Below are 21,862 nucleotides of genomic sequence, written 5' to 3' on the forward strand. Positions count from 1 at the left end.
TCGCGATAGGTTGCAATCTCATGGCTGATGTATCCCTCCACGGTCTTGCGAAGTCCTTCGGCCCGGTGAATATCCTGCGCGACATCGACTTGACCGTCGAGGATGGCGAGTTCGTCGTGTTCGTGGGTCCGTCAGGCTGTGGCAAGTCTACCTTACTGCGCATCATCGCAGGCCTGGAGAGCGTCAGCGCGGGAGAGATCCGGATTGACGGCAGACGCGTCAACGAACTGCCGCCCGCAGACCGTAAGATCGCGATGGTGTTTCAGTCCTATGCCCTTTACCCGCATATGTCGGTATACAAGAACATGGCTTTCGGCCTCAAATTCGCAAAGGCCGGCAAGGCAGAAATTGACCGTCGAGTAAGGCAGGCCGCGGAGGTCCTGAAGCTCACACCACTTCTTGACCGAAAGCCGCGCGAGCTTTCTGGCGGGCAGCGGCAACGCGTTGCTATCGGCCGCGCCATTGTGCGTAAACCGAGTGTCTTCCTGTTCGATGAGCCGCTCTCGAACCTCGATGCGGCGTTGCGTGTCAATACAAGGCTTGAAATCGCAAAGCTTCATCAGGAACTGCGCTCGACAATGATCTATGTGACGCATGATCAGGTCGAAGCCATGACTTTGGCGTCGAAGATCGTGGTGCTCAACCACGGACGCATTGAACAGATTGGTGCCCCGCTGGATCTCTACCGTAACCCCCGCAACATCTTTGTTGCTGGCTTCATCGGTTCCCCGCGCATGAACTTCATCCAAGGCGAGGTGCGTGGCCTCGCGGGGGGTAGCGTTGTTGTCGGGTTTGCGGGAGTGGAGGCGGAAATCAGGGATGTCGATGCAGGCCTCAAGGTCGGCGACCCAGTGACAATCGGAATCCGGCCCGAGCACATGACCGAGCAGGGCGCTGACGCGGTCGCGCTTTCAGGACGCGTTCATGCCGTAGAGCGCCTCGGAGAGGCGAGCTATGTGTATATGGAGCTTGCCAGCGGAGACGAGGTGACTGTTCGGACGTCAGGTGACGTGGAGGTCGGTCCCGGCGAGCAATTTAACGCACATCCTTCGTGGAGATTGCTGCACGTTTTCGATAGCTCGGGCCGCTCGATCCGTGCTGCGAAATCGCTGACTTAGGACTCCAGTCTGAGAAATCAGGCGCTACGGACCCAATTGATCACAGGGCGCTCTCGCCACATGCAACGCTCAAGGCGAAGCCCAATCAGATGCTGCATACGAGCGAGCGACTGCTCGTCCTCTGCCTCGATGACCAACGTCAGATAGCGATTCGAGGCCTGCATGGTGCAATGTCCAAAGCCGAACTCGGCACGCCCTTTGGTCCCGGAATAGGTTGCCGGGATGTTATGTGCGAAATGCTTACAGAGTTGAGCGAGGTAGCGATCAGGCACCTCCGTACCGATACTGGCCTCTGACCTCAGGGCGGGCATCATTCTCTCTTCCTTCGAAACATCCCTGTCCAGAGAATTCCTGTATGGTTAAACCTCGGCTCTGGTCATTCTCCAAAATGCCTCATCTTAGGAGTAAAATTCAATGCGGATTTTTTCCAAGTCCCTATAAAAGCAGTAAAATTCTACTGTTATATCGTAGAATAATCGCGGGCTTTTTACTCCGTCACAGGCGCGGAGATGCCCATCTTGCCAGAAACGACGGGACGTCTTTGGCAGCCATAGGGACTGCGTAGAAATTGCCTTGGGCCTGATTGCACCCCTTGGTTCGAAGGAAGCGGGCCTGATCGGCCGTTTCGACCCCTTCGGCGATCACGTCCATACCGAGGCTTTTTCCCAACTCGATCACAGCCAGTACGATTGCGACATTATCCGAATCGGTTTCCAGGCCCTTGACGAAGCTCTGGTCGATCTTGATGTCATCAACCGGAAACTGCTTGAGATGAATGAGGGAAGCGTAACCGGTTCCAAAGTCATCGAGGGCGATGCGGATGCCATTGTCATGAAATTGCTTCAGGGCTTTTGCGACATGGGCAGAACTGCGCCCCAGAAAGACCGTCTCGGTGATCTCCACTTCCAGGCGTTCATTGGGCACGTCTGCCGTGTAGAGGATCTCGAGAAAGCGCTTGGCGAGTCCGATCCAATTGAATTGCGCGGAGGAAAGGTTGACGGCCACGCGGCCACAATCGATTCCTTGACCAAGCCAGCGGCGAATATCCGCCGCGACCTGACGAATGATGGTCTCTCCTACGGCAATCGACAGTTCTGGATCCTCGAATGCGCTTGAGAAAGCAACCGGGGTCAGCAGGCCGTATTGCGGATGCCGCCAGCGCGCCAAGGCTTCGAAGCCGACGATCCGCCCGGTCGCCAGCTCGACCTTCGGCTGGTAAAACGGAACGATCTGCCCCCCTTGAAGGGCCTCCTGGATTCCACGCGTGACCGCCGCCTTGTGCTCGATGTGGAGACGCATATCCGGCGAGTACACGACGGCGCGGTTTCTGCCACGCGCCTTTGCGGTGTAGAGAGCGAGATCCGCGTCCTTCATCAACTCGGCGGGTTTGCTGTCATGGGCTGGAAAGATCGCGATTCCGATACTGACATGACAGGACAACAGTTCCTTGCGATAGCGGATAGGGCGCCTGAGATCGTCCAGGATTTGGTCCGAGAGCATACGGGCGCGGAGCAAGGGCCCGGAATCGAGAATGACCAGGACGAACTCATCCCCGCCGAGTCTTGCCACGGTGTCTCCGTTGTGAGTCAGGCGGCGCAGGCGTTCCGCAGTCTCTCTTAGAAGGGCGTCCCCCGCATCGTGACCGAGCGTATCATTGATGGTCTTGAAATTGTCGAGATCGATCAGAAGCAGGCCGACACCGGTCTCCTGACGCTCAGCTTCTGCGAGAGCCTGCTCGAATCGACTTTGGAACAGCGCGCGGTTGGGAAGATCGGTGAGAGCGTCATGGCTCGCCGCACGCCACGATCTTTCCTCGGCGGCCTTACGTTCGGTAATGTCGAGGACGGCCGACATGACGTGCGGAACACCGCCGATGTCGAGCACCTTCCCGGCGAGAAGAACGGTCCGCACCGAGCCGTCCGCCAGCCGGATCATCGTTTCAAAATCACTTGTCTCGCGGTGCTTCCTCAATGACTCGAGGAACGACACCCGATCGGAAGGATCGACATAGATCTCGTCGATCGATTGGATGCCGAGCGAGCGCCAATGAGCACCGAAGTACCGGGTCGCGGCGTCATTCGTCTCGACAATCGTGCCGTCCATCCGCACGACGACGAGCGGCACCGGAACTGTCTTGAACATCGTCTCCAATATGGTCCTGCTCTCGGCAAGCTTCTGATTGGCGCGCCGCTCGGCCTGCGTTGATGCCCACTCCAGGCGCTGGAGGCGGTTTGACCGCGCAAGAACGAGGAATAGGGCGAGGTTCAGCATGACCATCGCCAGCACGAGCCCCATTGCCGTAGGGCCGCCGTTCTCTGGGTACAGATACCCGGCCAGCATCAGGATGCTGCACGCGACGCCGGAGATGACCGACCAGCGCAAGGCGGTCGGTACAGCCAAATAATAAATGGATGGCAGCATGAGAACGACGAACAGGGCGATATCGCTATGGGAGCTCACGAGAACTGCCGCTGCCCCGGCATTGATCCATTCCCAGGCGATCATCGACTTTTGAGCGCTGCGAAAGCTGTGTGCCTGGCCAACGGCCCAAAGGCATAGCAGGGCAATGAGCACCACGACGATCCGCGCCGAAATCGCGATGTGGAAATGCGGCGTGCCGTAGAATCGCCAGTCGCTTAGGAAAAACAGGGCATTGAGGATAGCCGAGAGCAGAAACAGCAGGCGGACGTGTCGAAGGGTTTCGGGCAGCCGCTCAGCTTGGAAGGCAGCCTCCCTCTCGGGAGCTGAGAATTCGCCGCCGAAATGAGTTAAGGATGGAGGTGACGTGTCTGGCATCAGGTCACGCAAGGGTCCTTCATCCAGCTGTACGTCGTCATCGTGGCCGTCTACGCTCGGCACCCTGCCAGGAAATCCGGGTAAGCTCAAGAAGGACAACGGCTTCTATCCAAAAGAGCGTGCTGGGCCCATGTACCTGCCGTGACCACATAGTCCGGTGGCATTACCTGGGCTGCAAGGCTCTTCGTTGGCTAGAGCTAATCCCCGCGGCCTGGACCGCTCTCTTCTTTCCCGGCCGCGAGCGTTCCAAAATGGCTAAAGGTCGCGGCCTGACGTTGCGGCAGCGGCATAAGGACCATGCAGGATCTGTGATGGACTGCCGGATGAAACGACGCTTCCCTCATTGACGAGAACCATCTGGTCCGCAAGGTCTTCGATATCCTCCGGTGTGTGGATGGAGATGAGGATGGTCACCCTCCGCCTGCGCCGCATTTCGTCAACAAGGCCGATCATGCTGCGGCGCAAGTGAGGGTCGAGGCTGCTGAATGGTTCGTCGAGAAGGACAAGAGGACGTTCGGAGATCATCGCGCGGGCCAGCGCAACCCGTTGGCGCTGCCCACCTGACATATCCCCCGGGCGCCGCCCATCGAAGCCTTTCAGCCCAACCGCATCCAACATTGACGATACGAGACGACTCTCTTCGTGGCTCAGGCGCAGCGATGGCCGCAACCCAAGGGCGACATTCTCGGCGGCAGTCAGATGCGGAAAGAGATTATGATCCTGGAAGACGATGGCGACCGGCCGCTCCGAGGGAGACAAGGGGAGGAGGTCCTTCCCGCGAAACGTCAGGGTACCACTCTCTGGTGTTTCGAAACCCGCAATCATGTGCAGCAACGTTGTCTTGCCGCCTCCGGAAGGGCCAACTATGGCGCAAAGCGTTCCTTCCTCGACCTTGAGGGAATAGTTGGCCTTGAAGTCAGGCCATGTCAGGCGACAATTCTCAATCTCGAGCATGGGACAGCCGGCCGGACATATGGGCGAGTAGAAAGGCCACGAGGAGGATGATCAACCCAAGGGCCGAAGCTTCTTCAAAACGATAAGCCCCCAATCGTTCGTACAGGAGATAGGGCAGAGTTCGAAGCTCAGGTCCGCCAAATAGGGCGATGATGCCGAAATCGCCGAACGACAAGGCCATTGTCAAAGCGAAAGCGGCCCCTAACGGGCGGTTCAGAAACGGCCAATCCACGATGCTAAGCTTCCTAACACCCACTATGCCAAGGGATGCCGACAGACGCCCATACCGCTCCTCGATAAGCATGAGACGCGGAGCCACATAACGGTAGGCAAAAGGCAGCGCTCCCAGGCTGTTGATGAGAGGCAGAAGGATTAGACCCGCCATGTCAGAACTGACCACAGGCCGGATGACCAGAAAAAGGCCGGCCGTGAGGGCGAAGGGGGGCATCGCGAGAAGAAGATTAGGCAGAAGGTCGTAAAGCGCGGCCGCGCGGCGCGACCGTAAAGCGACGCGCTTATGCCTTGCCGCCGTGCCAAGTGAGAGAGCCATGAGGCAGGCAAGGGCTGCCGCGGTCGCCGCAATCGCAAGGCTTGTCACAAGTGCGATGATCAGGTCCGCATCAAGTACTTCCGGAATATGTAAGAGACCGGTGAGGACACTCAGTGCCAGCGGCCCGAGGAAAAGGACGCCGATGCCAAGCATGACGGCATCAAGAAATTTCAGCCGACGGTCCTTTCTATCGGGGCGAGGAACCGGATTGCGAAAAGTTGTCGTGACTGGGGGGCGGTCGAAAACTCCATGAAGGACAAGGGTCAGTGCAAGACAAATCGCAACCTGCCCGAGAGCAAGCCACGCGGCGCGAGCAAAATCCAGATCGATCTTCAATGCTTCGTAGATCGCGACCTCCAGCGTCGCTCGGTCCGGACCGCCTCCCAGCGCGAGCACGATGGCGAAGCTTTTGAAGCATAGAAGGAATACGAGGCTTGCAAGTCCTGGAAGCTCTGCGCGAAGAACGGGCCAGTCCAGGTGGCGGAAAGTCTGCCCAGGGCTAAACCCGAGCGCAGAGGCGAGCCGCCACTGTTCAGCAGGGACCTGATTGAGCGCATCCAATGTGACCTTCGCCACGAACGGGGCATTGAGGAATACATGTGCAATGAGAATTCCCGGGTATCCGAAAATGCTCATGCTCTCCGCCCAGCCGAACGCGTCCATCGTCCGGGTCAGCCAGCCGCTGCGGCCGTAAACGGCAAAGACGGCAAATACTGCGACGATGGTTGGCATGACCATCGTCGTCCCGAGGAGCGCCAGAAGTGCTTCGCGCCCCCGGAAGCGGCGCCGCGCCAAGGCTAGCGCAAGGCCCGTGCCCAGGCCGAGAGAGAGGATGGTCGAAATGCCCGCCTGGAGGAGAGAGAACACGACAACGCGTAGAAGATAGGGCCCAAGGGAGAGAAGAGTGGTTGTTTCTCCCCCCGCGCGGAGCAAGGCCAGGACGCCACCCCATACCAGCGCGAGGATGGCGAACGCTACGAAGCTCCCAGGATGAGGCGGCCTGAAGCCCATGATACAGGCTTATCGCGCCGTTGCGTTGAGCCAGCGATCAACGAAGGCACGGCGGTTTTCCCGAACTTCGTCCGGAGTGAACAGAAGCGCCTTGCTCGGCTGAACAACGTCTTTGAACGCCGGAGGCAGGCCGGCTGCGGGGTTCTTGGCCGGCATCATCCAGTTGCCTTCCGGCATTGCGGATTGAAACGCCTCGGAGAGGATGAAGTCCATGAACGTCTTGGCGAGTTCGGGATGTTTCGCAACGCGTGTCATGCCTGCAAGCTCTATGTGCAGATAGTGGCCTTCCTCGAAGGCTGCAGCTCTATATTGATCCTTCTTCTCGACCGAGACGTGATAGGCTGGCGACGTGGTGTACGACAATACCATATCGGCCTCGCCCTTCAGGAACAGGCCATAGGCCTCCGACCAGCCTTTGGTGAAGGTGACAATGCGGGGCTTCAACTGCGTCCACGCCTTATCGGCCTGATCACCAAAAATCTTCTGCATCCAGAGCAGAAAGCCGAGTCCCGGCGCACTGGTGCGCGGGTCCTGCAGGATGATTTTCGGCCCGTTCTCATCCTCCACCAGTTCCTTCAGACTCCTGGGCGGATGGGAGAGCTTGGTGGAGTCATAGACGAAAGCGAGATAACCCCAGTCGAAGGGAACGAACGTGCCGTCATTCCAGGCGATGGGGAGAGAGAGATCGCTCGTGGCTAGGCCGTGAGGCACAAAGAGATTCAATGCCTTCGCTTCGGCAGCAAGGTTCATGTCGAGGCCGACGACCACGTCAGCCTTCGTATCCGCGCCCTCCAGCCGCAGACGGCCGAGGAGGCTTCCGGCATCTTCGGCGGTCACCCAATTGAGGTCGCAGTTGCACACAGCCTCGAAACGCTCCTTTACGGCTTTGCCGGGTCCGTATTTGCCCGAGAAGGAACTGTAGGTGTAGACGGTCAGGGTGGGTCTCGTCTCGGCCGACGCGATACCCGCCGTGAGACAGAGCGAAAGAAGAGCGAAGAAAAATCGGCTGAACATCAGGAACGCTCCCATGCATGAGACAGGCCGGTTCGGCGGCGCAGCGGGCACGGGACGCAGGTCTTCTTTAGAAATCGCATGCTCATTCCCTCCGCCGGCATGACCCGGATCAGGTTCAACGGGTCGGCGGCTCCGCCACCTCTCAGCCGTTTCCAGGCTCCCCGTGAGACGGTCTCGTTTCTAAATCAGTTCTTTTGGCCGAACAAGCGCCTTCGCTAGGCTCGGCTTTCGTGGCGATGCCGGCCCGTTGCTGGGCCAGCCGAATTTTGATTGGAATGGCATCTTTGACCGGAGGGGCCGTGATAGAAGGTCCTAGCGCGATTTGTGATATTGCCGTGGTGGGTCTGAGCGGCATGGGATCGGCGGCGCTTTATCAGCTTGCCAAGAGAGGTGTTCGCGCCATCGGAATCGACCGGTTCGCTCCGCCGCACGATTATGGCTCGACCCACGGCGAAACCCGGATCACGCGCCAAGCCATCGGTGAGGGCGCGGCTTATGTGCCCCTGGCGCTGCGCTCGAACGAGATCAGGCATGAGCTCGAGGCAACGACCGGCGAGACTCTGCTGAGCCAAGTCGGCTGCCTTATCATCGGGAAATGGATAACGGGGCAAACAGTCCCTTCCGCACGAATTTCCTGGCGACGACCAAACAGGTAGCGGACGATCATGGCATCGCCCATGAAATCCTCGGACCCGAGGACATTCGGTCGCGCTACCCGCAATTCTCCCTGCAGGAGGGCGAATTCGGCTATCTCGAGCCAGGAGGCGGGCATTTGAGCTCTGAGCGGTGTGTCGCGGCTCATCGCACCCGGGCGAAGGATCTGGGAGCCGGTCTTCAGCTTGGGACCCGAGTGCTGTCTCTCTCGACCGCTGGCGATGGTGTCCAAGTCACGACAGATCGGGAGACTGTCCATGCCTCCCAGGTCATCGTCTCTGCGGGACCCTGAGCGCCCGCACTGTTCGGTGCTCCGTTCGACAGACTGCTCGTCCCGAGCCCGCAGGTCATGCACTGGTTTCCGGTGGCAGGAGACATGGCTTTCCGCTGGGTTGAAAGCCCTGTCTTCATCTGGGCCCCGGGAGCGGACCCTGAGGACTTCCTTTATGGTTTTCCCTCGCTTCCAGCATCGGGGACGATCAAGGCTGCCGGGGAACAATATGACGAGGCAACAACACCGGAAACCATCGAGCGCGCCATCGATCCGATGGAATCCCGGGCCATGTACGAGGCCCATCTTGCAGGACGTTTGAGCGGCATCGGCTCTGCGGCAGCGAAAGCCACGACGTGTCTCTACACTGTCACACCGGATTCTCACTTCCTGATCGATCGCCATCTAGGGAACGAGCGGATTCTGGTGGTCTCGCCATGGTCTGGGCACGGCTTCAAGCATTCTGCAGCCGTCGGCGAGGCTGCCGCGCAGATGGTCACGGACGGGCGCAGTCACATCGACCTGTCGCCCTTCCTGCTTTCCCGCTTCCAGCCCTTATCGAGGGCTGCCGAACTCTGAGGGCGTCAGGCTGCCTGGCCTCATGCGAGATCCCATTTGAAGCGGATAAGGAACTGTATCCTATGGGAGAATACTCCAGCCGCTGGGCACTGGATGGGCTCCGATTGCTGCTTTGCTTCCCCTGATGGGCAGTTTATTGATGATCATGCCTTTGCCGGCATGGGGACAAGAGGGAACACTTTAGGTTCGGCTGATGGAAGAACTGCCGATATACAGCGGACAGGCGATCTTTTATGTCTTCATCGGGGTGCTCGCCCTCGGCGCTGCCTGGGTCGCCGGCCGGGCCTCGGCACAACGACCTCTGTTTGCCTTCAACCAAGCTATCGACCGCTGGCGCAAGGGGGATCTCCAGACGAGGATCAAAATCCTCGACCCACATACGCCCATCGGCCGGCTGAGCCTGGCGTTCAACGACATGGCGACCAAGCTTAGTCTTCGCGAGGCTGAACGCGAAAGCGTCCTGCGAGTCCTTCGCGAGGGCGAGGAGCGTCTGCAGATCGCCCAGGACGTTGCTGGTCTCGGTATCTGGGACTGGGACCATCTCACTGGTGACATATCCTGGTCCGCTCAAATGTTTCAGCTGGTCGGGCTCGATCCGACCACAACCGATGCCAATCTCTCTCGTGTCTGGCAGGAACTCATCCATCCTGACGATAGGGTGTGGATGGAGCAGGAGGTGCGCCGCTTCTCCCGCACGCTTGAGCCGCTGACGGCCGAATACCGCATCATGCGGGAGGACGGATCGATCCGGTGGTTGCTGATGAGAGGGCAGTCGCTCCCAGATCCGGTCGGCAAACCCGTCCGGACGGTGATTGTCAATCTCGACATCACCTCGAGCAAGGACAGCGAGGTCCGCGAACGCTTTCTCTTGTCCTTGAGCGACAAGATCCGCGACCTGGATCGTCCGGACGAAATCCTCATGACGGTGGCAGAAGCCCTCGGAAATCACTTGGGCGTTACCCGCGTCGGCTATGGTGACGTGGAAGATGCAACGATGATTCTCTCAACGCTCGTGGACTGGCATGCGGATGACGCACCCGACGTTCCCGGACGCCATCCCTTGAAACCATTTGGGCCCTATTTCTGCTCTGATCTGAAGTCGGGCCGGACCGCCGTCTTCGACGATGCCCTATCGGATCCACGTGCGGAGGGCCACTACGCTGCCTATGCTGCTTTGGATTGCATCGCCTCCATCTCGGTTCCGCTCGTCAAGGAAGGGCAGTTGCGGGCTGCTCTTTACATTCATAGCGAGGTTCCTCGGCGCTGGACACAGGCCGAGATCGATCTGAGCCGCGACGTTGCCGAGAGGACATGGGCAGCCGTCGAAAGAGCAAAGTCGGATGCTCGCCGACGCCTTCTGATCAACGAACTGAATCATCGCGTCAAGAACACGCTGGCGACCGTTCAATCCATCGCAGCGCAAAGCTTCAAAGCCGGCGAACCGAAGGCGGCACGCGAGGCATTCGAGGCTCGCCTATTTGCCCTCTCCAAGACACACGACGTGCTAACCCGGGAAAACTGGGAAAGGGTCAATCTGCGCGACATCGCGGAGGAGGCCATGGCTCCGTACCGACGCGACCAGATCGAGCGGTTCGCGATTGAAGGGCCCGCCTTGCACGTCCCTCCGAGAATCGCGCTTCCTCTTGCGATGGCCCTGCACGAACTGAGCACCAACGCTGTCAAGTATGGTGCATTTTCCGTCGACAGTGGCCGCGTCGTCATCCACTGGGATCTCATCGAAGGTTGGGATGAGAAGAGCCTGATCCTGCGCTGGCAGGAGGAGGGCGGTCCTCCCGTCAAGTCGCCGACCCGCAAGGGGTTCGGCTCGCGCCTGATCGAACGCAGCCTGTCCCGGGAACTGTCGGGCCAAGTACTGCTGGACTATCGTTCTTCCGGCCTCCTTTGCACGATCAGCCTGCCTCTGCCGGTTGCACAGGAAAGCCTGACCCGCGCATCCAACTTCGTCTGAGGCACGCAGGTTCGACTGCATCGGGCGGACCGAGGAACAGTCCGGTCACATTCTCGTTGAACTGGGCACCGAGGTTTCCCATGGCTGCCCAGCTCTACTCGCCACTGACCGAACGATCGGTTCACCTCTGCATCGATATGCAGCGATTGTTTTCATCTGACGGTCCCTGGCCAACCCCTTGGATGGAACGTGTTCTTCCGACCGTGGTTCGCATCGCAGCGCGCTTTCCAGAACGGACTGTCTTCACGCGGTTTATGACGCCTCAGCGTCCTGAGGATATGCCGGGGACGTGGCAAGCCTATTATGAGCGCTGGCGCGAGACCACGCGGGATCGTCTCGATCCGCGCCTCCTGGAGCTGATGCCGCCCTTGGCCCGACTTGCTCCACCCGCAACCGTAATCGACAAGCCGGTCTATTCGGGTTTTACAGGGTATAAGCTCGCCGACCATCTTCGGAAACGGCAGGCGGATGCGCTCGTGGTCACAGGGTCGGAAACGGATGTTTGCGTGCTGGCCACCGTGTTGGGCGCGGTCGATCACGGGTATCGCGTGGTGATCGTGGCAGATGGCCTGTGCAGTTCATCCGACGAAGGTCACGACAGCCTGCTGTCCCTCTACAGCAAGCGGTTCAGTCAACAGATCGAAACCGTCAACAGCGAAATTGTTCTCTCGGCTTGGTCCTGAGCGTCGGACTTCGCAGGGTACGAAGAACGGCTGCGCGCTAGCGCGGGTTCCTTCCTTTGCCGCTTGGACCGGGCGCAGCCGAGAGACCCGCCCGACGCAGAGCCTCTGCCAATGCACCGGAGGATTCTGCTTCCTTTCCTGCGGGCCGTCTGGTGGATCCTTGAGGCGTACGCTCCCTCGACGAGGAATTGCGACCCTCATCGCCGCGGGAGGCCGGGTTCTTTCCAATGGGGTCGCTCATGCGCATTGAAAGCGAAATGCGCTTGCGCGCTTGATCGACCTCAAGAACCTTGACGCGGACGATATCTCCAGGCTTCACGACAGTCCTCGGATCCTTCACGAAGGTGTCAGACAGCGCCGAGATATGGACCAGGCCATCCTGATGAACGCCGATATCGACAAAGGCACCGAAGGCCGCCACGTTCGTGACAACACCCTCAAGAATCATGCCGGGCTTAAGCTGGCCAATGGTTTCGACGCCCTCGAGAAACGTTGCTGTCCTGAATTCGGGACGAGGATCGCGACCGGGCTTCTCCAACTCGCCAAATATGTCCTTCACCGTCGGAAGACCGAACCTGTCATCCGTGAACGCGCCCGGCTTGAGCGATTTTAGGATCGACCCATTGCCAATCAACAATTTGATATCGCTTTTGGTTGCTTCAAGTATTCGCCTTACAACCGGATATGCTTCGGGATGGACGCCGGATGCGTCGAGCGGGTCCTCGCCATTCGGAATTCGCAGGAATCCCGCAGCCTGCTCGAAGGTCTTTGGCCCGAGACCCATGACGTCGTTCAGGCTCTTGCGCGTGCGGAACGGACCGTTAGCGTCACGGTGTGCGACGATGTTCTGCGCGACCCATTCGCCAAGGCCCGATACGCGAGCGAGGAGGGGAGCTGAGGCAGTATTGAGATCGACGCCGACAGCGTTCACGCAGTCCTCGACGACGGCATCGAGGGAGCGCGATAGCTTGTATTCTGCGAGATCATGCTGGTATTGGCCGACGCCGATGGATTTGGGATCGATTTTGACGAGTTCCGCCAGCGGGTCCTGCAGGCGGCGCGCGATCGACACGGCGCCTCGCAGCGACACGTCGAGGTCCGGCAGTTCCTGGCTTGCATAGGCCGAAGCTGAATAGACGGATGCACCAGCTTCCGAAACCATGATCTTCGTCAGCTTCAGATCGGGATGCCTCGCGACCAGTTCGGCAGCGAGTTTGTCGGTCTCACGCGACGCCGTTCCATTGCCGATGGCGACGAGTTCCACCTTGTGGAGGCGGCAGAGCCTCCCGAGAGCTACGATGGATTCGTCCCATTGCCGCTTCGGTTCGTGTGGGTAGATCGTGTCGGTTGCGACCACCTTCCCGGTTGCATCGACAACCGCGACCTTTACGCCGGTCCGAAATCCCGGATCGAGGCCAAGAGTTGGGCGGGCACCGGCCGGTGCGGCCAGCAGGAGATCGCGAAGATTGCCGGCGAATACCCTTACCGCCTCGTCCTCGGCGAGCTGCCAGAGCCGCATCTTCATGTCGAGTTCAATGGAGAAGCGGAGCTTCGTTCGCCAGGCCCAGCGGACGGTTTCGAGAAGCCAGCGGTCCCCTGGGCGGCCCTTGTCGGCGATGCCGAAGGCCAGGGCAGTGCGGCCTTCGTAGGAGCTGACATATCCGGGCTCGCCAGCATCCTTGTCTTCTTCCATTCGCAGATCGAGAACCTCTTCCTTTTCGCCCCGGAACAGGGCCAGAATTCGGTGAGACGGCAGCTTCGGCAGCGGCTCCGCGAAATCGAAATAATCCGCGAACTTCGCTCCATCTGCTTTCTTGCCCTCACGAACGGTCGAGGTCAGGCGCCCACGCTGCCAATAGGTTTCGCGAAGCATTCCCAGGAGCTCGGCATTCTCGGAGAATCGCTCGACCAGAATGGCACGCGCCCCTTCCAGCGCTGCCTCAGGCGTTGCAACCTCCCTATCCGCATTGACGTAGCCTGCAGCCGATTCCTTCGGCTCACGTTCCGGCTTGGCGAGGAGGAGGTCCGCCAAAGGCTCGAGGCCAGCCTCCTTCGCGATCTGGGCCTTCGTGCGGCGTTTCGGCTTGAAAGGAAGGTAAAGGTCCTCAAGGCGGGCTTTCGTCTCCGCGCTGTTGAGCTGAATGGTCAATTCGTCGGTCAGCTTGCCCTGCTCGCGAATGCTATCGATAACGGTCTTTCGCCGGTCCTCAAGCTCCCTCAGATAGCGTAGGCGCTCGTCGAGGGTGCGCAATTGGGCGTCATCGAGCGTTCCCGTCACCTCCTTGCGGTAGCGGGCGATGAACGGAACAGTTGCTCCTCCGTCGAGGAGCGCGATGGCAGCCTGCACCTGCCATTCCTGGACATTCAGCTCGCTCGCGATGCGCCGGCCGATGGATTGCATGAGTCGCTTCCTTTAGAACAAGGGCCGGGTTCTACGGCGCTGTCCCTCCCTCGGTCAACGGCGGCCCCTCGCGGCAAGGTCGCAGTGCCGCAGCGTAATATCCCTCCTGGTAACGAAATTTTCCTTGGCCTGAGGGGACTTGAGCGATAGACCGTCCGGCCCGTCCGCCATGAGATTGCCCCGTCATGCCCTCACCATCCCAAGACCTTTCCATCGGCATCGATTTCGGCACGAGCAATACGGTCGTCGCCATTGCCGATTCTTCCGGGAATGTGGAGGCGCTGACCTTCGATCATGGAGGGACCACCCTCAAAGTTTACGTGACCGCCCTTTGCTTCTGGGACGAGCGGCACGGAAATGGCCTGCGGACTCGAGTGGAAGGCGGCCCCTGGGCTATCGAGCGATTCCTCGACGGACTTACCGCGCACCGCTTCATTCAGTCCTTCAAGACCTTCGCAGCGAGTGCGACCTTTCAGGAAACCCGCATCTTTCGGGAGCGCTTTCGCTTTGAGGATCTTCTCAGTACCTTCATTCGGACTCTTTTACGGCATGGTGGTGATAGGTTCGATCTTTCGATCAAGAATGTCGTGATCGGGCGCCCCGTTGAGTTCGCCGGATACAATCCGGATGACGCGCTCGCCATGCGTCGGTACCGGGCAGCCTTCGGCAAGCTGGGCGCCAAACATGCCTGCTACGTTTACGAACCTGTCGGCGCGGCTTTCTTCTATGCTCGGGAACTGAAGCATGACGCGACGGTTCTCGTCGCCGATTTCGGGGGCGGCACGAGTGATTTTTCCGTTATGCGCTTTTCGAAGACGGGCGGAATTCTCAAGGCAGAGCCTCTGAGCCACGCGGGTATCGGTATCGCAGGGGACGCCTTCGATTACCGCATCGTGGACAAAGTTGTTTCTCCACGTCTTGGGAAGGGCGGAAGCTATCGGTCCATGGGGAAGGTCCTCGCGATCCCCAACCATTATTACGCCAACTTCGCGCGCTGGAACCAGCTGGCTATGATGAAGGGCAGCGGCGACTTGAAGGAGCTTCGCGAGCTGGCGCGTGTTGCACTTGATCCGGGTCCGCTGGAAAAGTTCATCGATATTATCGACTACGACCTCGGCTTCGACCTTTATCGAGCTGTGTCGGCTACGAAAATGGCCCTGTCGAGCGAAGAGGAAACCGAATTCCACTTTACCGGCGAAGGCGTCGATATCCGCGCGGATGTTACCCGTCGGCAGTTCGAGAGCTGGATTGCAGAGGACGTCGGTCGCATTGAAGAGACCGTTGACCGGGCTCTCGCTGCAGCACAGGTTCGACCCTGTGCGATCGAAAGAGTCTTCCTCACTGGTGGGACCTCCTTCGTTCCGGCGATCCGCCGTCTCTTTCTCGACCGTTTCGGCGAGGACCGTCTCACCTCGGCCGACCAGTTCGAATCCATCGCCTATGGCTTGGCCCTGATCGGCCAGGCGGACGACCCAGGCCGGTGGGCTACGGCCGAGGTCGAGAAGGGAACCGCAACATTGCTCTTGCCGTGAGACCGGCCAAGGGGCTTTATTCGCAAGTGCAGCAAAAAGCTGAAAGCGAAGCGGGTGCCGACCGTGTCTCAATCCCCTCTTGGAACTCCTGACAAAGATCTTCCGCTCCGTGAGGATATCCGCCTTCTCGGCCGCCTCCTTGGGGATACTATCCGGGAGCAGGAGGGAGAGGCGGTCTTCGACGTCGTCGAGCATATTCGCCAGACCTCGATCCGCTTCCACCGGGACGAGGACAAGGTGGCTCGCCAGGAGCTCGAGACGACGCTGAACAGTCTCTCCCGGGGGCGTACGAATCAGATCATCCGTGCGTACAGCTACTTCTCCCATCTGGCCAATATTGCAGAGGACCAGCATCATGTGCGCCGTTCCCGCGCCCATGCCATGGCAGCCTCGTCCCCCCGAGAAGGAACAATCACGCGAGCATTGAAGCTTGCCTTGGAAGCCGGCGTGACGCAGGCAGATCTTCAACGCTTTTTTGCATCCGCTCTGGTGTGTCCGGTGCTTACGGCCCATCCGACCGAGGTGCGGCGCAAAAGTACGATCGACCGTGAGATGGAGGTTGCGCAAATCCTATCCCAGCGAGATCGCCAGCATCTGACCCCAGAAGAGGCGGCTGGCAGCGAAGAAGCTCTCCGCCGCGCCATCCTGACGCTCTGGCAGACCAGCATCCTGCGTCGCAATCGGCTCAAGGTGATCGACGAGGTTGTCAACGGACTCTCCTACTACGACTACACATTCTTTCAGGAGTTGCCTCGCTTTTATGCGGCGCTCGAGGACCAGCTCAACGCGATCGATCCCATATGGGCAACACAGGAGCTTCCATCCTTCATGCGGATGGGAAGTTGGATCGGAGGCGATCGAGATGGTAATCCCTATGTTACTGCGGATGCCCTGCGTCAGGCGCTCCAGCTTCAGAGCAAGCACGCAATTGGTTTCTATCTGGAAGAAATCCATCAATTGGGTAGCGAGCTGTCTCTGGACGGGCGTTATGTCAGCGTCTCTGAGCAGCTTCAGAAGCTTGCCGACATATCTCCCGATCATTCACCCCATCGGCAGGACGAGCCTTACCGCAGGGCAATTTCCGGAATATATGCCAGACTGGCCGAGACGGCCCAAGCACTCGGATACGGAGAGATCGCACGGCACGCGGTCGGGAAGGCCACAGCGTATGGCAGCGCAGAAGATCTCGCTGAGGATCTTTCAGTTCTGCATCGCTCGCTGACTTCAAATGGGTCGGGCGCCTTGTCACGCGGGCGCCTTCGCAAGCTCCGTCGGGCTGTCGACGTTTTTGGGTTCCACTTGGCGAGTATCGATCTCCGCCAGAACGCCGATGTTCATGAACGGGTTATTGCAGAGCTTTTCGAACAAGCGGGCCCCGGTATCGGTTATGCGCAGATGTCTGAGGGGGACAGGGTTTCGCTCCTTCTCCGGGAGCTTTGCACGCCGCGCCTCCTGACGTCGCCTTTCTTGGACTACTCCAAGGAAACGGCCTCCGAACTCGCTATCGTTCACGAGGCGGCGCGAGCTCATAGTCTTTATGGTAGAGCGGCCGTGCCCAACTACGTCATCTCAAAGGCGAGCGACCCGTCCGACATCCTCGAGGTGGCACTTCTCCTGAAGGAGGCCGGACTCCTACGCACTCGCGACGGCGAGATGAACGTCAATATCGTTCCACTCTTCGAGACCATCGACGACCTGCGCCAATGCGGCCAAGTGATGGACGCACTATTTTCCATGCCGGATTATCTGCGCCTCCTGCGCAGCCGCAAGCAGGCCCAGGAAGTCATGCTGGGCTATTCCGACAGCAATAAGGACGGTGGCTTTCTTACGTCCGGATGGGAGCTCTATAAGGCGGAAATCAAGCTCATCGAGGTTTTCCAACGCCATGGGGTCACGCTGCGTCTGTTTCACGGACGCGGAGGCTCCGTCGGGCGCGGAGGTGGCCCCAGCTATCAGGCCATCCTAGCTCAGCCGGGCGGCGCCGTGCAGGGCGCCATCCGCGTCACCGAGCAGGGCGAGGTCATTGCGGGCAAATACTCCAACCCCGACCTTGGGCGGCGCAACCTTGAAATCATGGCAGCAGCGACACTTGAGGCGAGCCTGATTCATACGGGCGCTCCGGCGCCGCGGGACGAGTACCTGAAAGCCATGGAGGAACTCTCGGACAGCGCTTACCGAGCCTATCGAAATCTTGTTTATGAAACGGACGGCTTCGAGCGCTATTTTTGGGAGTCCACCGTGATTGGGGAGATCGCCAATCTCAACATCGGAAGCCGCCCAGCCTCGCGCACAAATTCGCGCCGTATCGAGGATCTGCGCGCGATACCTTGGGTATTTGGCTGGGCACAGTGTCGGCTAATGTTGCCGGGTTGGTATGGTTTCGGGTCCGCTGTCAACGCTTGGCTTCAGAAACATTCCGATACCGGACTTTCGCTGTTGCAGGAAATGTATCGCGAGTGGCCCTTCTTCGAGGCGCTCCTTTCGAACATGGACATGGTTCTTGCGAAGAGCAATATCGCAATCGCTTCCCGTTATGCAAAGCTGGTCGAAGACGAGGATCTGCGTAACGCCATCTTCCCGCGCCTTCGTCGGGAATGGGATGACGCTATCCGCAGTCTTCTCGCCATCACGGGCCAGAATGCCCTGCTCGACCACAATCCCCTGCTGGCCCGCTCGATCCGCAATCGGTTCCCATATCTCGACCCGTTGAATCATCTGCAAATCGAGCTGCTGAAGCGCCATCGTGCCGGAGACGCTGACGACCGTGTCGTGCAGGGCATCCACCTGTCTATCAACGGAATTGCAGCTGGTTTGCGAAACAGCGGTTAGTATCCGGCGTGGTCCATAGGTCGAAAGCTTCCTCTGAAGGACGATTTATTCCGGTGTGCGCTTGGGCCGTTTAAGTCGACACTGGGTCGCGACCGGGTTCTCCTCTCGTTCCATGGGGCAGGAAGAGATTTGGATAGTTCCCGAAACGCTTGGTGGATTGCGGCGTCCAAGCGTGTCAGATCTTCGCCTTACGGACTCTCTGTGAGAGGATAACTCCTTGTTCCGCATCGGCCAGCAGCTCGGAAAACCGGGCTGTAAGGTCTTTTAACTGATCGGCGGTCAATACGAGCTTTGTGCGGCGTCCTGCAAAATCCTCGAAGTCGAGCTCATATTCGTCCCGAACTGCCGAAGCATAAAACTTAAACAGTCGGCGAGTTCTTACAGGACCGGCCACGGCCAACCTCTTCGATAGGATACTAAGCCTCTCGTTTAGGAAAGGGTCGTCGTATTTTCAACCCATACTGCTTTCGAAAACGTAAGTTATGCCGTCGATGTGAAAATATGACGCTCTGGAACTTCAAGCATTTCGCGTGCGGCCCAGGGTACTCTTTCATAACGAGATATCATATCATTAAAATTGCATCTGCTCGGTGTCTGACGATATCGACACCGCTCCGCATTTCTATAAATCACGCGGAGCCGATTCCGGCTCCGCGCAAGAATAAAATTCACTCCGCAGCGATCAAGTGAGAGTCGCCGGCTGCCTCGAGCGCGACTGCTGTCGACTGGATCACAGCGGCGAAGCGTACGGCCGTATGGATTTCTGCCGCACTCACCCCTGCTTCCCGGAGAATTTTCTCGTGGCTATCGATGCACATGCCGCATCCATTGATGGCCGACACGGCAAGGGACCAGAGCTCGAAATCAATCTTTTCGACACCGGGGTTCCCGACCACGCTCATGCGCAGTCGAGCCGGCATCGTTCCGTATTCCTTATTGGAGGCAAGGTGAACAAACCGATAGTAGATATTGTTCATTGCCATGATCGATGCGGCCGCGCGAGCCGCGTCGAGAGCCTGAGGCGAAAGATGGGCCTTGGCCTCCGCTTCAAGCGCTTGCGCAACAACGGGATTTCGGGTCGCAAGACCGCAGGCCACGAACAAACCATACTTGCGCTGCGGGGACAGACTGTCATCCGTAGCCAGAGCGGAGAGGTTCAAGCGCACATCCTTCGCAAAGGCGGGCAGCTTCTCTTTGAGACTATCAATCGACATGGTGAACCTTACGCGGCCTTCAACGTATCGCCGCCAACCTCGCGGTTACACGGGCAAAGTTCATCCGTTTGAAGAGCGTCGAGGACTCGGAGAGTATCCTTGGGGTTGCGGCCGACATTGAGGTTGGTCGCATAGACGTGCTGAATCGTATTGTCGGGGTCGACGACAAAAGTATAGCGATAGGCTACTCCATCGGGAGAGCGCACGCCGAGGCCGTCGACGAGGGAGCCATTCGTATCGGCGAATTGCCAAATGGCAAGACGGTCGAGATCCCGGTGGTCGCGGCGCCAAGCGAGCTTTACGAACTCGTTATCTGTCGAGCCACCAAGAACGACGGCGTCCCGGTCGGAAAATTCCCCGGCGAGGCGCGCGAACTCCGCGATCTCTGTGGGGCAGACGAAGGTGAAGTCCTTCGGATAGAAAAAGATGATTTTCCACTTGCCGGGGAAGCTGGCCTCAGTGATCGCTTCGAAGGCGCTTTCGCCATTCTCGACATGAGCGTTGAACTTCGGCTTTACGCCAGTGACACAAAAGGCAGGCAGCTTCTCGCCAATACCAAGCATCGGAAATCTCCAGGTCAGCGTGTTGAGGCGCACTGATGCAAAAGCCTAGCTCAAAGGTCAACAGGGATGCCTGAAAAAGATCCGGACCCGCCTCCCACCTGGCTTGTGTCCGTCTGACACGGGAGCCCTTAGGAACCAGGGAGCGCGCGCCCCGTTGGAACCCATAGGGCGGCTGAAGGACGTCTCTAAAATCTAACTGATTAGCTAGGAGAAAAATATGCCTCGTGGTGATAAATCGGCATATTCCGACAAACAGAAGCGCCAGGCCCAGCATATCGAGGAATCCTACGAGAACCGTGGCGTTTCCGAAGGTGAAGCTGAGCGACGGGCCTGGGCGACCGTGAACAAGGAAACCGGCGGCGGAAATAAGAGTGGCTCTGGCCGCGGCAAGAAAGACACACATAGTTCGTCGAAACTCGGCGGCAAGCGTGGCGGAGCTGCATCGGCTGCCCGACCAGCTGCCGCACGGTCGGCTTCGGCCAAAAAAGCTGCCGAGACCCGCAAAAAGAAGGCGAGCTGAGCGATTGCGGCCGCGTTTGCGCGACCAAGGTGGGTTAGGGCCGGCGGCCGGAGCGCATCTGACCGCCGATGGACGTTGACTGACTGCCTGGGAGCTTGCGGGTTCCCGGTGAATCCATCGCTGTCCTAAAAACGCCCATAGGAGGACTGGCATCAATCGAGTCGATGCAGCCTACCTGTCGTCGTGCGGCTAGGCTGGCTTTCGAAGGGCCAGGTCAGCGGCACAATGAACACTGACACCGTGAAAAACTACATCCGCAACGGCAGACCGAGTGTCCGGCAACTGCCGAAGCTACAACCGTCTGGTCCCATCCCCATCATGCTGGTCGACGTTGCTTTCGGCGTTAGGGAAGAGGCCGCGCCAGCGCAAAGACTCACTATGATCGTAGGGGGCGAAATGGCCATGTCGCGAGCAGCCGCCATGGCGACAGGAATCATGAGCAGAGTGGTCGCAGTGTTGCATGATCTGGCCGAGACCCGCAGTTAGAATAAAGCGCCCGAAGAGGAAGATGAAGGGCCCGGCACTGCCGGTTCAGCATAACGAGAACATCTGCAACGAGTCGTGCCGGGCCCGACTGTATCATTGCGGCCGAAGGTAGCATCATTGCCCCGACGAGGAGCGCGGTCGCCCAGTTTATCGCACGGTAGAATTCCTCCCCTGTGATGACATTGGCTAGAATCAACAGGAACACCGAAACAAGGCCTGCGATTGCCGGCAACATGTTACCGGCTTGCCAGCCAAAGAAGTGGGACGGTGCCCAACCTTAAACGGTTTCGTTGCTCCGCTCATTCCAAACGGTGCTTTCCACCGAATCCTCCTCGTCGACAGTGTCGGCAATTCCGGAATCAGCCGCTCATCCCAGTTCCGCCTAAATCCGAGTTTCGCTGGACATGCGCAGCCGGACGCAACCTCCAAGCTCGCGCGAACTGTCCCTGATGTTGATGATACCCGGTGCACACTTCATGTTTGCAGGGCGCTGCGTCCACAGTCAAAAAACGAAATCTTGCCCAACTATCAACTGTTAAGGTACCATCTACGTCTACGAGAGGCATCAATCCTATCCCGCGTCTGTGCCTGGCGTCCCATTTCCGCCTGCGCACCGAGCGAGACGGGTGTGCCTATGCGCGTGGCAGCGTATCGCAGCCGCGTTCCTTAGGGTAGGTTTGCATGGCCTCCAGGTTACTGTCGTTAAGAGGATGATATC

Annotated in this window: 18 protein-coding genes and 1 riboswitch; of the genes, 9 read left to right on the top strand and 9 right to left on the bottom strand. The window is 59.0% G+C overall.

Features of this window, described 5'->3' with window-relative positions:
- The first annotated feature begins 20 nt into the window (after positions 1-20).
- Positions 21-1,118 carry an ABC transporter ATP-binding protein gene (locus AC522E_RS00895; protein ID WP_500748539.1) on the top strand — a complete coding sequence of 366 codons (1,098 nt, stop codon included), beginning with the start codon at positions 21-23 and terminating at the stop codon, positions 1,116-1,118.
- A 17-nt stretch (positions 1,119-1,135) separates the two neighbouring features.
- Here the strand turns inward: AC522E_RS00895 and AC522E_RS00900 are convergent, their stop codons facing one another.
- The 5 genes from AC522E_RS00900 to thiB form a co-directional block, all read right to left on the bottom strand.
- The gene (locus tag AC522E_RS00900) at positions 1,136-1,432 is read right to left on the bottom strand and encodes a DUF2218 domain-containing protein (protein WP_500748540.1); all 297 of its coding nucleotides are present in this window, start codon (positions 1,430-1,432) and stop codon (positions 1,136-1,138) included.
- Positions 1,433-1,613: 181 nt separating this feature from the next.
- Positions 1,614-3,926 carry a putative bifunctional diguanylate cyclase/phosphodiesterase gene (locus tag AC522E_RS00905; protein ID WP_500748541.1) on the bottom strand — a complete coding sequence of 771 codons (2,313 nt, stop codon included), beginning with the start codon at positions 3,924-3,926 and terminating at the stop codon, positions 1,614-1,616.
- A 243-nt stretch (positions 3,927-4,169) separates the two neighbouring features.
- Entirely contained in the window at positions 4,170-4,868 is a 699-nt protein-coding gene (locus tag AC522E_RS00910; RefSeq protein WP_500748542.1) for a thiamine ABC transporter ATP-binding protein, read from the bottom strand.
- On the bottom strand, positions 4,855-6,429 hold the full coding sequence (locus AC522E_RS00915) for an ABC transporter permease subunit (RefSeq protein ID WP_500748543.1): 1,575 nt from the start codon (positions 6,427-6,429) through the stop codon (positions 4,855-4,857). The genes AC522E_RS00910 and AC522E_RS00915 overlap by 14 nt, the downstream gene beginning before the upstream one ends.
- A 9-nt stretch (positions 6,430-6,438) precedes the next feature.
- Positions 6,439-7,443: a thiamine ABC transporter substrate binding subunit gene (gene thiB, locus AC522E_RS00920; RefSeq protein WP_500748544.1), complete on the bottom strand. Its 1,005-nt coding sequence runs from the start codon at positions 7,441-7,443 to the stop codon at positions 6,439-6,441.
- Positions 7,444-7,511: 68 nt separating this feature from the next.
- Positions 7,512-7,617: riboswitch (TPP riboswitch) on the bottom strand.
- A 179-nt stretch (positions 7,618-7,796) separates the two neighbouring features.
- Between thiB and AC522E_RS00925 the strand changes: the two genes are divergently transcribed.
- From AC522E_RS00925 to AC522E_RS00945, 5 genes are all read left to right on the top strand, one after another.
- Complete coding sequence (locus AC522E_RS00925; protein ID WP_500750540.1) at positions 7,797-8,099, top strand: FAD-dependent oxidoreductase; 303 nt, start codon at positions 7,797-7,799, stop codon at positions 8,097-8,099.
- Entirely contained in the window at positions 8,039-8,389 is a 351-nt protein-coding gene (locus AC522E_RS00930) for an FAD-dependent oxidoreductase (protein ID WP_500748545.1), read from the top strand. The genes AC522E_RS00925 and AC522E_RS00930 overlap by 61 nt, the downstream gene beginning before the upstream one ends.
- An 84-nt stretch (positions 8,390-8,473) precedes the next feature.
- Positions 8,474-8,947 carry an FAD-dependent oxidoreductase gene (locus AC522E_RS00935; protein ID WP_500748546.1) on the top strand — a complete coding sequence of 158 codons (474 nt, stop codon included), beginning with the start codon at positions 8,474-8,476 and terminating at the stop codon, positions 8,945-8,947.
- Positions 8,948-9,140: 193 nt separating this feature from the next.
- Positions 9,141-10,916, top strand: a complete 1,776-nt coding sequence (locus tag AC522E_RS00940) for an HWE histidine kinase domain-containing protein (protein ID WP_500748547.1) — start codon at positions 9,141-9,143, stop codon at positions 10,914-10,916.
- An 80-nt stretch (positions 10,917-10,996) separates the two neighbouring features.
- Complete coding sequence (locus AC522E_RS00945) at positions 10,997-11,599, top strand: cysteine hydrolase family protein (protein WP_500748548.1); 603 nt, start codon at positions 10,997-10,999, stop codon at positions 11,597-11,599.
- A 37-nt stretch (positions 11,600-11,636) separates the two neighbouring features.
- Here the strand turns inward: AC522E_RS00945 and AC522E_RS00950 are convergent, their stop codons facing one another.
- Positions 11,637-14,000, bottom strand: coding sequence for a Tex family protein (locus AC522E_RS00950; protein WP_500748549.1), 2,364 nt, complete (start codon positions 13,998-14,000; stop codon positions 11,637-11,639).
- A 185-nt stretch (positions 14,001-14,185) separates the two neighbouring features.
- Between AC522E_RS00950 and AC522E_RS00955 the strand changes: the two genes are divergently transcribed.
- Positions 14,186-15,532, top strand: coding sequence for an Hsp70 family protein (locus AC522E_RS00955; protein ID WP_500748550.1), 1,347 nt, complete (start codon positions 14,186-14,188; stop codon positions 15,530-15,532).
- 39 nt (positions 15,533-15,571) lie between these two features.
- The gene (gene ppc / locus AC522E_RS00960) at positions 15,572-18,361 is read left to right on the top strand and encodes a phosphoenolpyruvate carboxylase (RefSeq protein WP_500750542.1); all 2,790 of its coding nucleotides are present in this window, start codon (positions 15,572-15,574) and stop codon (positions 18,359-18,361) included.
- Positions 18,362-18,536: 175 nt separating this feature from the next.
- On the opposite strand, the gene AC522E_RS00965 is transcribed toward ppc, so the two are convergent.
- The 3 genes from AC522E_RS00965 to AC522E_RS00975 all read right to left on the bottom strand — a co-directional run bounded on the left by AC522E_RS00965 (position 18,537) and on the right by AC522E_RS00975 (position 20,138).
- Complete coding sequence (locus tag AC522E_RS00965) at positions 18,537-18,755, bottom strand: hypothetical protein (RefSeq protein WP_500748551.1); 219 nt, start codon at positions 18,753-18,755, stop codon at positions 18,537-18,539.
- A 274-nt stretch (positions 18,756-19,029) separates the two neighbouring features.
- Positions 19,030-19,575: an alkylhydroperoxidase, AhpD family gene (ahpD, locus tag AC522E_RS00970; RefSeq protein ID WP_500748552.1), complete on the bottom strand. Its 546-nt coding sequence runs from the start codon at positions 19,573-19,575 to the stop codon at positions 19,030-19,032.
- 8 nt (positions 19,576-19,583) lie between these two features.
- Positions 19,584-20,138, bottom strand: a complete 555-nt coding sequence (locus tag AC522E_RS00975; protein WP_500748553.1) for a peroxiredoxin — start codon at positions 20,136-20,138, stop codon at positions 19,584-19,586.
- A 217-nt stretch (positions 20,139-20,355) separates the two neighbouring features.
- Between AC522E_RS00975 and AC522E_RS00980 the strand changes: the two genes are divergently transcribed.
- Complete coding sequence (locus AC522E_RS00980) at positions 20,356-20,658, top strand: plasmid stabilization protein (protein WP_500748554.1); 303 nt, start codon at positions 20,356-20,358, stop codon at positions 20,656-20,658.
- The last annotated feature ends 1,204 nt before the right edge of the window (positions 20,659-21,862 follow it).

The sequence above is a fragment of the Microvirga sp. BF8 genome (assembly GCF_059888585.1).

What these genes read in the sequence shown, in the direction of transcription:
- ahpD (WP_500748552.1), bottom strand. Translation starts at nt 19,575, where the DNA reads ATGTCGATTGATAGTCTCAAAGAGAAGCTGCCCGCCTTTGCGAAGGAT.
- AC522E_RS00955 (WP_500748550.1), top strand. Translation starts at nt 14,186, where the DNA reads ATGCCCTCACCATCCCAAGACCTTTCCATCGGCATCGATTTCGGCACG.
- AC522E_RS00975 (WP_500748553.1), bottom strand. Translation starts at nt 20,138, where the DNA reads ATGCTTGGTATTGGCGAGAAGCTGCCTGCCTTTTGTGTCACTGGCGTA.
- AC522E_RS00930 (WP_500748545.1), top strand. Translation starts at nt 8,039, where the DNA reads ATGGATAACGGGGCAAACAGTCCCTTCCGCACGAATTTCCTGGCGACG.
- AC522E_RS00900 (WP_500748540.1), bottom strand. Translation starts at nt 1,432, where the DNA reads ATGATGCCCGCCCTGAGGTCAGAGGCCAGTATCGGTACGGAGGTGCCT.
- AC522E_RS00915 (WP_500748543.1), bottom strand. Translation starts at nt 6,429, where the DNA reads ATGGGCTTCAGGCCGCCTCATCCTGGGAGCTTCGTAGCGTTCGCCATC.
- AC522E_RS00925 (WP_500750540.1), top strand. Translation starts at nt 7,797, where the DNA reads ATGGGATCGGCGGCGCTTTATCAGCTTGCCAAGAGAGGTGTTCGCGCC.
- AC522E_RS00950 (WP_500748549.1), bottom strand. Translation starts at nt 14,000, where the DNA reads ATGCAATCCATCGGCCGGCGCATCGCGAGCGAGCTGAATGTCCAGGAA.
- thiB (WP_500748544.1), bottom strand. Translation starts at nt 7,443, where the DNA reads ATGTTCAGCCGATTTTTCTTCGCTCTTCTTTCGCTCTGTCTCACGGCG.
- AC522E_RS00935 (WP_500748546.1), top strand. Translation starts at nt 8,474, where the DNA reads ATGGCTTTCCGCTGGGTTGAAAGCCCTGTCTTCATCTGGGCCCCGGGA.
- AC522E_RS00940 (WP_500748547.1), top strand. Translation starts at nt 9,141, where the DNA reads ATGGAAGAACTGCCGATATACAGCGGACAGGCGATCTTTTATGTCTTC.
- AC522E_RS00895 (WP_500748539.1), top strand. Translation starts at nt 21, where the DNA reads ATGGCTGATGTATCCCTCCACGGTCTTGCGAAGTCCTTCGGCCCGGTG.
- AC522E_RS00980 (WP_500748554.1), top strand. Translation starts at nt 20,356, where the DNA reads ATGCCTCGTGGTGATAAATCGGCATATTCCGACAAACAGAAGCGCCAG.
- AC522E_RS00910 (WP_500748542.1), bottom strand. Translation starts at nt 4,868, where the DNA reads ATGCTCGAGATTGAGAATTGTCGCCTGACATGGCCTGACTTCAAGGCC.
- AC522E_RS00945 (WP_500748548.1), top strand. Translation starts at nt 10,997, where the DNA reads ATGGCTGCCCAGCTCTACTCGCCACTGACCGAACGATCGGTTCACCTC.